General features: G+C 49.0%; 1 pseudogene. It reads left to right on the plus strand.

Going from position 1 to position 308, the window contains the following annotated elements:
• A pseudogene (locus tag C1G53_RS10985) lies at positions 1 to 308 on the plus strand (ABC transporter ATP-binding protein); the annotation flags it as partial.

Below are 308 nucleotides of genomic sequence, written 5' to 3' on the forward strand. Positions count from 1 at the left end.
GAGGCTAAAGGAAGAGTTTGAGGCTATCAACCAGGAACATCTGGACTATGCCAGTCGTTCCATGGCCTTGGACAGTCTCTTTCTCCGCCCTGCCCTGTCACTTGTTAAGATTTTGGCCTATGCCCTACTCATGACCTATTTTGGTTTGGACTGGTCACAGGCTGGAATTTCTGCTGGTCTTATCTATGCTTTCATCCAGTATGTCAATCGTCTTTTCGATCCCTTGCTGGATGTCACGCAGCATTTTTCCACCCTCCAAACCTCTATGGTATCTGCCGGACGGGTCTTTACGCTCATGGACCAGACCA

The organism is Streptococcus suis (assembly GCF_002960445.1).
In the GTDB taxonomy this organism is placed as follows: Bacteria; Bacillota; Bacilli; order Lactobacillales; family Streptococcaceae; genus Streptococcus; species Streptococcus hyiners.